Here is an 8,766-nt window from a genome sequence, read left to right on the forward strand (position 1 = left end):
GTCCTTCCCTCGGGGGAAGGCACGGCCGGCGGTCGTTTCCCGGCCCCTGCTCCGGGGGTCTGGAGGGTCTCGGGGGCTCTACGGGCTCTCGGGCGCGGGCGGTTCGGGGATACGCCAGACGAACCGATAGCGCTGGTCGGGCGGCAGGCCGATCCTGCCGACGGGGCCGAACGACTTGACGAGATAGCCGAAGACCTGGTGCTGCGCCTCCTCGGAGATCTCGTGCCAGGTCTCCGGCGTCGTCGTCATCACCTCCCGCATCAGCGACGCGTCCGACTCCGCCTCCAGCATCGCGAGGCGGTCCTCGCGATCCATGGTCTCGTCGGCGTGCATGGCGGCGATCGACCGCTGGAGGAGGTTCGGCTCGACCGCGAGGCGCCGGAGCAGCAGCTCGCAGCCGTGGCGGTAGGCCGTGTGCATGTCGACGGCTTCCTGGTCCGGGAAGTGGTAACCGTACGGGCTGCCGTCCTCGGCGCCGAGGTAGTCGCCCTTCAGGGTCTTGAGCAGGGCACGCAGGGCGAGCTCGGCGCCGCTCTCCTCGATGAGGCGCAGGCCGAGCTGCACCCACTCGTCCTCCGTCATCATCGGCTCGTGCGGCACGGCGAGGGAGGGATGGATCTCGACGGCGTTGAAGGGGTTGATCATCAGGCCGAGGATCGCCTCGGGGGTCCATCGGCCGTCGTCGGTGCCCCAGCCCCTGGACAGGCCCAGCTCCCGGGCCGACTGGTGGCCGCCGGACTCCCCCTCCCGTATCGCGCGCCACAGCTTCAGGAACCGCGCCACCTCGGCGGCCGGGTCCCGCGGCGGATCGACGCAGGCGGGCGCCAGCACCTCGACGATCGACTGCACGGTCTCCCATCGCGGGACCGTCAGCCCCTTGAGGGCGGCGCGGACGCCCTCGTGGCTGACGACCGCGGGATGCTCGCCCTCCTCGATGAGACCGCTGATCTTCCGCATGCTGGGACGGCCGGCCGCGCGGTGGAGTTCTTCCAGGGCCCGCACCAGCTCCTGGTGCGCCGGATTCGGTGGGGTGTCGGGGGTGGTGGCCACGTGCGGTTCGGATCCCTTCGGCCGTGAGGCGGTGTGGACGTGCGTCGGGAGCGGTGGGACGCGGTAGCTGTCAGACGGCGTCAAGAGCGTAGAAGTCGCAGGCCACGGTGCGCGTGTCAGATTCCGCCAACTTCCCCGCGCGGGCCGTCAGACGGCGGCAAGTGGACGGGGCGGGGCTCCAGCATGGAGGCAGCGCCGTGACCGGACCGGCGTGTTCTCCCGAGGAGTTGAGCCCTGTGCACATCCCTGCCTACGCCCGTGCCACGATCCGGGCCGCGCTGCCGACCCTGCCCACGTCACGGCACGTGGGCGCCGTCGACTGTTGTCTGTGCGACGAGCCGTTCGGGGACCGGGCGGTCGTGCCGCTCGGTCCGACACCGGAGTCGGGACTGTTCGGCTGCCGCCCCTGCCTGACCCGGCTGGTCACGCAGGCGCGGAAGGCGCGCGACTCCGCGCTCGTACGGGACGCGGAACGGGCCCGGGCCGAGTCGGCGGAGTGGGAGCCGGCCCGGGCGCGGCACCTCGCCCGGCTCGACCGGGTGCGCGAGGCGGCGGAGGCCGTCGCCGAGCTGGCCCGGGACGAGGACACGGCCGCGCTGCGGGTCGCGTGGCTGCTCGTGTCGCTGGAATCGGCGTACACCTGGCTGCCGGAGGCGCCGGAGCCGCCGCCTTCGGTGGGCGGGGAGGCCCCGGAACTGAAGGACGGGGCGTTCCGGCTCGACCTGGCGATGATCTCGGCGCGGGAGGCGGTGGCGGAGCGGCTCGCGTACCACCTCCTCAACGAGGCGCAAGGGGACGAGCCGGAGATGTGCGAGGAGTTCGGGTGCCCGGCCGACTGCTCGGGGCGGCATGACAGCTCGCACATCGACTGCGGGCCGGACGCCGTCTTCGACGACCTGGCGGAGCACGGCGTCGCCCTGGAGAAGCCGGAGCCGGAGCCGCTCGGACCGGCACTGCGGGCGCTGCTGGAACGGACGTCGGCGGCGCCGGAGGCATCGGGGGCGGGGGCGGAGACATCGGGGGCGAGGTCGGAGGCATCGGGGGCGGGGGCGGGGTGGACGCCGGCGTCGTCGGGATCCTGGGGATCGGGAGCGGGGCCCACGTCGGCGGAGTCGGAGGGGCGGCTGGCGGAGGGGCGGCTGGCGGAGCTGGTGGAGGGCTGCGAGGCCGTTCTCGCCCACTTCGGCGTCTCCGCGGACGATCCCGAGATCCTGCTGAGCGCGGCGGCGGTCGGTCTGGTGCACGACGCGTGGCGCGAGGGTCCGCTGGACGAGATCCATGCGAGGGAGGACGGGCCGAGCGACGGGGAGATCGTCGCTCAGGGCGTCGACCTGTACCGCCGGGCGAGAGCGGCCCTGCTGGCCGCGCGGGCTTCCGGTCCGGAGGCGCTGTCCGCCTTCGTGGCCGTCGCCTCGGACGTACGGCTGCGGTGGGCCGGCGGTTCCGGTTTCCTGCTGCGGCACGCGGCGGCAGGACCGGACGACGAGTCCCTGGCCGAGTTCGTCCGGCATGTCGAAAGCCGGGTGTGGTTCACCGGCGAGGTGATGCGGGCGCGGGGCTGGCGTGGGGCGCTGCTGCACCGCGCCGCCTCGGCGGCGTTCAAGGCGCCCGGACACTTCGGCATGCCGGCCTGGCCGGCCGTGGTCGACACGGCCGTGCGCCGGCTCGCCGGAATGGACCGCTCCGGCGCTCCCGAGGGACTGGCCGATCTCGACGCGGTGGAGCGCGCCCTGCGCGAGGCTCCCGACCGGCTGGGCGTGGCGGAGCTGGACTGGCTGGCACGGCGGGGGCTGCTCGACGCGCCGGAGGTCACGGCATGAGGTGGGACACGGTCACCCTCTTCCTGCTCGCGCTCTTCGGGTGCGTGACGCTGGTGCTCACGCAGGTCGGCGAGGTGCTGGGCAAACTTCCACAGCTCATCCGGGCCTGGCGGGAGGTGCGCCGGGAGCTGCGCGGTGGTGACCAGACCGGAGAAAGAGACGGGAACATGAACAGCTGACAAACTCTCAGATCTACCTATGAGTAAAGCTGTCACTCTCCGCGACTGATCGCTAGCTTGTCGTCGTCGCTGCCGCCACACCCGGAGCACAGGGCTCCGCTGGGACTAGTTGGCGCGATGAGGATTTTCGAACGTGACTCAGGCGGCCTACGCCCCTGCAGAGACGCTCCGACTCCAGCCGTACACCGATCACTGCCGCGTCATCGCCGAAGAGGGCGCGCACGTGGTCATCGGCGTCTCACCGGGGAACAGTTATTTCACCGCCCAGCGACTGCGCGAGCTGACGCGCTGGGGTTTGGATCACTTCGACAAGGTCGATCTCGTCTACACCGATCTGCATGTCGCCGACATGTACGAGGCGTTGGGGTACGGGGCCGACGAGGCGCGGCGGAAGGCCGTGAAGAACCTGCGGGGGGTGCGGGCGAAGGTCGGGGCGGCCGTCGAGGAGGCCGATCCGACGGGAGTGCGGGTGCGGGCGCGGGGAATGTCCGAGTTCGGGGACGTTCCCGCGTACCAGGAGCTGCACCGGCAGGTCCTGGCAGCGGTCGACGGGGACCCGGTGGTGCGGGAGACCTGTGACGCGCTGACCGGGATCTTCCTCGCCGGGAAGCTGGCGCCGGGACAGGAGACGAACGAGCGGCAGCGGGAGGTGTGCCGCGCGTACATCTGCGCCGAGGTGCCGCTGTTCCTGGACACGCCCGCGATCCTCGGGGTGCCCTCCTCGCTCAACTGCTACCACCAGGCCCTGCCGTTGGCCGATCTGCTGTACGGGCGGGGGCCCGGTCTGCGGGCCTCGCGCAACCAGGGACACGGCATCCTCACCCCCGCCGGTACCACCGTCGCCTCCGATGCCGCCGCTGCCGCCTATGCCGAAGGAGATGCGCGATGAGTGTCGCCGTCGAGAACCTGCCCGCGTTCCCCTTCGACTGGGACGGCACCCGGCTGCCCGGCGAGGTCGAGGCGCTGCGCGCCGAGCCCGTGCGGAAGGTGCGGACGATCGCCGGTGCGGAGGCCTGGCTGGTCTCCTCGTACGAGCTGTGCCGGCAGGTCCTGGAGGACCCGCGGTTCAGCCTGAAGGACACCTCGGCGCCGGGAGCACCGCGGCAGTACGCGCTGACGATCCCGCCGCACGTGGTGAACAACATGGGCAACATCACCGGTGCCGGGCTGCGCAAGGCGGTGATGAAGGCGATCAACCCGAAGGCGCCGGGCCTCGAGGAGTGGCTGCGGGCGCGGGCCGGGGCGCTGGTGGACGCGCTGGTCGCGGACGGTGCGCCCGGGGAGCTGCGGGGCGCCTTCGCCGACCCGTACTCGGCGGGGCTGCACTGCCGGATGCTGGGCATCCCGGAGGAGGACGGGCCGAGGCTGCTGCGCAGCCTGGACGTCGCCTTCATGAACGCGCCGCGGGAGATCGAGGCGGCGCGGCTCAACTGGGACCGGGACATCGCGTACATGACCGAGCGGCTCGACGACCCGGCGACCGGCGGCCTGATGGCGGAGCTCGCGGCGCTGCGCGACGACCCCGACTACGCCCATCTGACGGACGAGATGCTGGCGACGGTGGGAGTGACGCTGTTCGGGGCCGGGGTGATCTCCACGGCCGGATTCCTGACGATGGCCCTGGTGTCGGTGCTGACCCGGCCCGACGTGCGGGAGGCGCTGGCCGGTGGCCGCGGGGTCACCGGGGCGATGGACGAGCTGCTGCGCGTCAACCTGTCGATCGGCGACGGGCTGCCGCGGCTCGCGACGGAGGACGTACGGCTCGGCGAGGTCGACGTACGGGCCGGTGAGCTGGTGCTGGTGCTCGTGGAGGCGGCGAACCACGATGCGGCGCACTTCCCGGAGCCGCTCGCCTTCCGGCCGGACCGGGAGAACGCCTCCGAGCATCTGTCCTTCGGCGGCGGTCGGCACTACTGCCCGGCCACGGCGCTCGGCAAGCGGCATGCCGAGATCGCCCTGGAGACGGTGCTCGAACGGCTGCCCGGGCTGCGGCTCGCGGTGCCGGTCGAACAGCTCGTGTGGCGCACCAACTTCATGAAGCGGCTGCCCGAGCGGCTCCCGGTGGCCTGGTAGCCGGCCGGCTGCCGCGTCCGGTGAGGGTGCTGCCCGGCCCGGCCCGTGGGGGCGGGCCGGGCAGCGTCGTCGAGGTGTCGGGGCGTCGGGGTCAGCGGCCGTAGCGGATCAGGGCACGGACCATGTGGCAGGTGGTGTCGGACGGCGGGTGGATGCCGAGCTGGGCGGCGGTCGTCCGTATCCTCGCGTTCGTCGCCCGCGAGGGCAGGTAGACGCCGGCGTCGAGCAGGGCGATGGCGAGGCGCATGGCCTTCAGTCGCCGGTTGTGCGTGACGTACCACTCGCGGGGGCGGCCCGCGGGCAGCGGCTTCTTCTGGAGCGGCTTCCAGGGTTCGAGGGACGGTGTCCGGATCATGGCGACAGCCATGGGCGACCTCCTGGCGAACGGTGGGCGAGGGCCCTCCCCGGGACCCTCACCTTCACCCTCGATTTTAGTGGCGACCACTGACAATCGGCCCTGGCCAGACGGGCTTTGGCGGTGCTTTCGCCGGTGCTTCCCGGCGAGGTTCCGGCGGTGGTTCCGCCGGTGGTTCCGGCGGTGGTTCCGCCGTGCGTTCCGCGGTGCGTTCGGCGGTACGTTGGGGGCATGGAGATCTGGATCAATCCCGCCTGTTCCAAGTGCCGCAGCGCGCTGACCCTGCTGGACGCCGAGGGCGCCGACTACACCGTGCGCCGCTACCTGGAGGACGTGCCGTCGCCCGACGAGATCCGGGAGGTGCTGAAGCGGCTCGGCCTCGAACCGTGGGACATCACGCGGACGCAGGAGGCGGCCGCGAAGGAACTCGGCGTCAAGGACTGGCCCCGGGACGAGACGAACCGCGAGCGCTGGATCGAGGCGCTCGCCGCACACCCGAAGCTGATCCAGCGGCCCATCATCACCGCGGAGGACGGCACGGCCGTGGTCGCCCGTACCGAGGACGCGGTGCGGGACGCGCTGTCCCGCTGACCCACTGGCCCGCTGACCCACTGGCCCGCTGATCCGCCGGACTGTCTGCCGGTCTCAGCCGGCGAGGTGGCGGGCGATCCGGGCGTGGGTGCCCGGTGGGGCCGCCACCGGCAGCGTGAAGTGGGTGGCGTCGGGCAGGACCGCCGTCTCCACGCCCGGGACGGCGGCCCGGGCCCTGCGCTCCACGGCGTACGGGTCGTGCACGCGGGTGCGCCCGGCGAGCAGCACCAGGGCCGGCGGCTTCAGCGTGCCGAGCCGTTCGCCAGTGGGCCGGGGCCCGTTCACGGGACGGACGGCCCGGAAGGCGGTGGCGAGGCCGTGCAGCCGACGCCAGTCGGGATCGAGCGCCGTGCCCCGGGTCTCCCAGTCCAGGAGCGCGGTGCCGCGCGCCGGGGTGGGGCGCAGCAGCACCGGCAGGGCGCGGAGCAGGAAGCGCGGGGCGAATCCGGTGAAGCAGTTCGTGGGGTCGAGGAGCACGAGCCGGTCGACGCGCCCCGGGGCGGCGAGCGCGTACTGGAGGGCGATCCACGCGCCGTAGGAGTGGCCGACCAGTCCGATCGGGCGGGTGTCCGGTATGCCGAGGCCGTGGAGGAGCGCGTCGAGCCAGCCGACGAGGTCGTCGGCGGTACGCAGCGGGCGCCGGGGGTCGGCAACGCTGCGGCCCGCCTCCCCCACCAGGTCCACGGCGTGCACGCGGTGCGTACCGCCGAGCGCCGCGGCCGTCCCGTACCAGCCGGTGGCGGTGGCGCCTCCGCCCGGCAGGAGCAGGACGGGCGGTGCGTGCGCGGGTCCGAGGCCGATGACGTGTGTCGTGCCGTACGGAGTGGGGACGGTGGCGGTGGTGGTGCCGGGCGGCCATTTCGCCAGGACGGCGTCGTAGGCGAGGTCGAAGGGTGGGACGGCTGGTGCGGGCGGAGCATCCGGTTGGAGCGGGTGGGACGGTCGGAGGGGGTGGGACGGTCGGAGGGGGTGGGACGGTCGGAGGGGGTCGCGGGGCATGACACGGATCCTCTCGCTCGGCGATAATCTCGCTGAGCGAGATAATAGAACGGAAGACGGGACACCGACACCTCCATGACCGAGACCGAACCGGAAGAGCTGAGGATCTTTCACCTGCTGCGCGCGGTCACCGTCGAATTCGGTCTGCGCCAGGCCGAGTTCGCCTCCGCCAACGCCATGCACCCGACCGATGTGCGAGCCCTGATCTGCCTCCTCGACGCCGAACGGGCCGGCACCGACGTCACCCCGGGGGTGCTGGGCGCGCAGCTCGGCCTCAACTCCGCCGGGACCACCTCCGTCATCGACCGCCTCGAACGGCTCGGTCACCTCGCCCGGGTGCGGGACGAGCGCGACCGGCGCCGTGTGCTGCTGCGGGTCGAGGACGGGGCGAAGGAACTGGGCCGTTCGTGGTTCGGGCCGCTGATCGAGAGCACCGTGGGGCTGCTCGCGGACTTCGACGCCCGCGAGACCGAGGCCGTACGCCGCTTCCTCACCGGCGTACGGGACCTCATGGCCGGGCCGTCCGCTCCTCCCCCGCCGGCTCCGTAGCCACGGCGGCCTCCGCCTCGGCCAGGATCTCGGTGAGCCGTGCCCCGAAGCGGACGTCGCACGAGTGCGGCTCCCCCGTCCGTATCGCCTCCAGGAGCGCGTCCACCGCCGCCCCGAAGGCGCCGAGCGCGCCGTCCCAGCCCGGCATGGTCGCCCGCCCCCGCTCCCCGTACAGCGACAGCGCCGCCTCCGACGCCCCGGGCGGGGCGCTCAGGGTGAGCGTCGCCGTGCTGCTCGCGCCCGAGGTGTGACGCAGCACCAGGTGCCGGGTGTCCCCCGGGCCGGCCGCGCAGGTCACCGAGGTGACGTCGCCGAGGACCGGCAGGTAGACGGACAGGACGTGCGGCCCGACGTCCCACAGACCGCCCTTCTCGCGGCGCCAGGGCGAGGCCGCGTACGCGCTGTCGGATCCGGGGGCGAAGAGGGAGCCCAGCCAGTGGGCCTCGCCGAGGAACCAGCCGCCTGCCGCCGCCTGTTCCTCGATCCAGCGGGCGGTGGGCTCGGCGAAGCGGAGGGTGCAGAAGACTATGGACGCCACCCCCGCCGCCGTGACGGCGTCGGCCAGCGCTCGGGCCGACGCCACGGAGGTCGCCACCGGCTTGTCGAGGATCACATGGCATCCGGCCGCGGCGGCGCGGGCCGCCAGTGGGGCCTGGACGTCCGGGGGCAGGGCGAGCGCGACGGCGTCGCTCGCCGCGAACAGGGCGTCCGCGTCCTCGTACGCCCGCGTCCCGCACGCGGCCGCCACCGCTGCGGCGGCCTCCGGGCGTCTGCCCCACACACCGCTGAACTCCACGCCCGGGTGGGCCGCGAGCGCGGGAGCGTGGGTGCGCTCGGCCCAGGGGCCGGTGCCGAGGAGGCCGATGCGCGGCGGGCCGCCGGTGGGAGACGCGTTGCCGGTGCGGGGCTTCGTGCCCGGAAGGTTCGTCATGGGCACAAGTCTGCCGGGCCGGGCGGTTCGGCGGCTCCGGGATGCCCCCGATCCGGCCCTGGCCGGGCCCCGAGCGCACGCTCCGGGCGCGTCCCGGAGCTGCGGGTGCGCCCCCGCCGCCGGCGCCGGGGGTGGTGCCGGGGTCCGGGACCTCCGCGGGGGCAGGGGTGTCCGGACTGCCACCTCCGCTTCGCTTCGCTCGCGGAGGAGGCCTAACCG

10 protein-coding genes are annotated in these 8,766 nt (G+C 73.4%); 6 read left to right on the forward strand and 4 right to left on the reverse strand.

The genetic code is table 11. From position 1 onward, the window contains the following. Positions 1-78 precede the first annotated feature (78 nt). A complete protein-coding gene (locus tag ACFVGS_RS35870; protein WP_385696535.1) occupies positions 79-1,050 on the reverse strand; it encodes a hypothetical protein in 972 nt (323 codons plus the stop codon). 236 nt (positions 1,051-1,286) lie between these two features. On the opposite strand from ACFVGS_RS35870, the gene ACFVGS_RS35875 reads away from it, so the two are divergent. The 4 genes from ACFVGS_RS35875 (at position 1,287) to ACFVGS_RS35890 (ending at position 5,122) form a co-directional block, all read left to right on the forward strand. After that, entirely contained in the window at positions 1,287-2,870 is a 1,584-nt protein-coding gene (locus ACFVGS_RS35875) for a hypothetical protein (protein WP_385696537.1), read from the forward strand. Beyond that, positions 2,867-3,049 (forward strand): hypothetical protein, encoded by a 183-nt coding sequence (locus ACFVGS_RS35880; protein ID WP_385696539.1) that lies wholly within the window; start codon positions 2,867-2,869, stop codon positions 3,047-3,049. Before ACFVGS_RS35875 ends, ACFVGS_RS35880 begins: the two co-directional genes overlap by 4 nt. Positions 3,050-3,182: 133 nt before the next feature. Further along, a complete protein-coding gene (locus ACFVGS_RS35885) occupies positions 3,183-3,938 on the forward strand; it encodes a tRNA-dependent cyclodipeptide synthase (protein ID WP_385696542.1) in 756 nt (251 codons plus the stop codon). Further along, positions 3,935-5,122, forward strand: a complete 1,188-nt coding sequence (locus ACFVGS_RS35890; RefSeq protein ID WP_384423371.1) for a cytochrome P450 — start codon at positions 3,935-3,937, stop codon at positions 5,120-5,122. Before ACFVGS_RS35885 ends, ACFVGS_RS35890 begins: the two co-directional genes overlap by 4 nt. A 91-nt stretch (positions 5,123-5,213) precedes the next feature. Here ACFVGS_RS35890 and ACFVGS_RS35895 read toward each other — a convergent pair whose 3' ends face one another. After that, positions 5,214-5,489: a hypothetical protein gene (locus ACFVGS_RS35895; protein WP_384423373.1), complete on the reverse strand. Its 276-nt coding sequence runs from the start codon at positions 5,487-5,489 to the stop codon at positions 5,214-5,216. 219 nt (positions 5,490-5,708) lie between these two features. On the opposite strand from ACFVGS_RS35895, the gene ACFVGS_RS35900 reads away from it, so the two are divergent. Next, entirely contained in the window at positions 5,709-6,068 is a 360-nt protein-coding gene (locus ACFVGS_RS35900) for an arsenate reductase family protein (RefSeq protein WP_384423375.1), read from the forward strand. Positions 6,069-6,122: 54 nt separating this feature from the next. On the opposite strand, the gene ACFVGS_RS35905 is transcribed toward ACFVGS_RS35900, so the two are convergent. Then, positions 6,123-7,067: an alpha/beta fold hydrolase gene (locus ACFVGS_RS35905; RefSeq protein WP_385696546.1), complete on the reverse strand. Its 945-nt coding sequence runs from the start codon at positions 7,065-7,067 to the stop codon at positions 6,123-6,125. A gap of 75 nt (positions 7,068-7,142) precedes the next feature. Between ACFVGS_RS35905 and ACFVGS_RS35910 the strand changes: the two genes are divergently transcribed. Further along, the gene (locus tag ACFVGS_RS35910; protein WP_384423378.1) at positions 7,143-7,616 is read left to right on the forward strand and encodes a MarR family transcriptional regulator; all 474 of its coding nucleotides are present in this window, start codon (positions 7,143-7,145) and stop codon (positions 7,614-7,616) included. Here ACFVGS_RS35910 and ACFVGS_RS35915 read toward each other — a convergent pair. Further along, positions 7,576-8,547: a Gfo/Idh/MocA family protein gene (locus tag ACFVGS_RS35915; RefSeq protein ID WP_385696550.1), complete on the reverse strand. Its 972-nt coding sequence runs from the start codon at positions 8,545-8,547 to the stop codon at positions 7,576-7,578. The two genes, ACFVGS_RS35910 and ACFVGS_RS35915, sit on opposite strands and share 41 nt — an antisense overlap. Positions 8,548-8,766: the final 219 nt, after the last annotated feature.

It is taken from the genome of Streptomyces sp. NPDC127114 (genome assembly GCF_042677525.1).
Classification (GTDB): Bacteria; Actinomycetota; Actinomycetes; order Streptomycetales; family Streptomycetaceae; genus Streptomyces.

Excerpts from the sequence above, each read along its gene's own strand:
- ACFVGS_RS35880 (WP_385696539.1), top strand. The coding sequence starts at position 2,867 with ATGAGGTGGGACACGGTCACCCTCTTCCTGCTCGCGCTCTTCGGGTGC.
- ACFVGS_RS35890 (WP_384423371.1), top strand. The coding sequence starts at position 3,935 with ATGAGTGTCGCCGTCGAGAACCTGCCCGCGTTCCCCTTCGACTGGGAC.
- ACFVGS_RS35895 (WP_384423373.1), bottom strand. The coding sequence starts at position 5,489 with ATGGCTGTCGCCATGATCCGGACACCGTCCCTCGAACCCTGGAAGCCG.
- ACFVGS_RS35900 (WP_384423375.1), top strand. The coding sequence starts at position 5,709 with ATGGAGATCTGGATCAATCCCGCCTGTTCCAAGTGCCGCAGCGCGCTG.
- ACFVGS_RS35905 (WP_385696546.1), bottom strand. The coding sequence starts at position 7,067 with ATGCCCCGCGACCCCCTCCGACCGTCCCACCCCCTCCGACCGTCCCAC.
- ACFVGS_RS35910 (WP_384423378.1), top strand. The coding sequence starts at position 7,143 with ATGACCGAGACCGAACCGGAAGAGCTGAGGATCTTTCACCTGCTGCGC.
- ACFVGS_RS35915 (WP_385696550.1), bottom strand. The coding sequence starts at position 8,547 with ATGACGAACCTTCCGGGCACGAAGCCCCGCACCGGCAACGCGTCTCCC.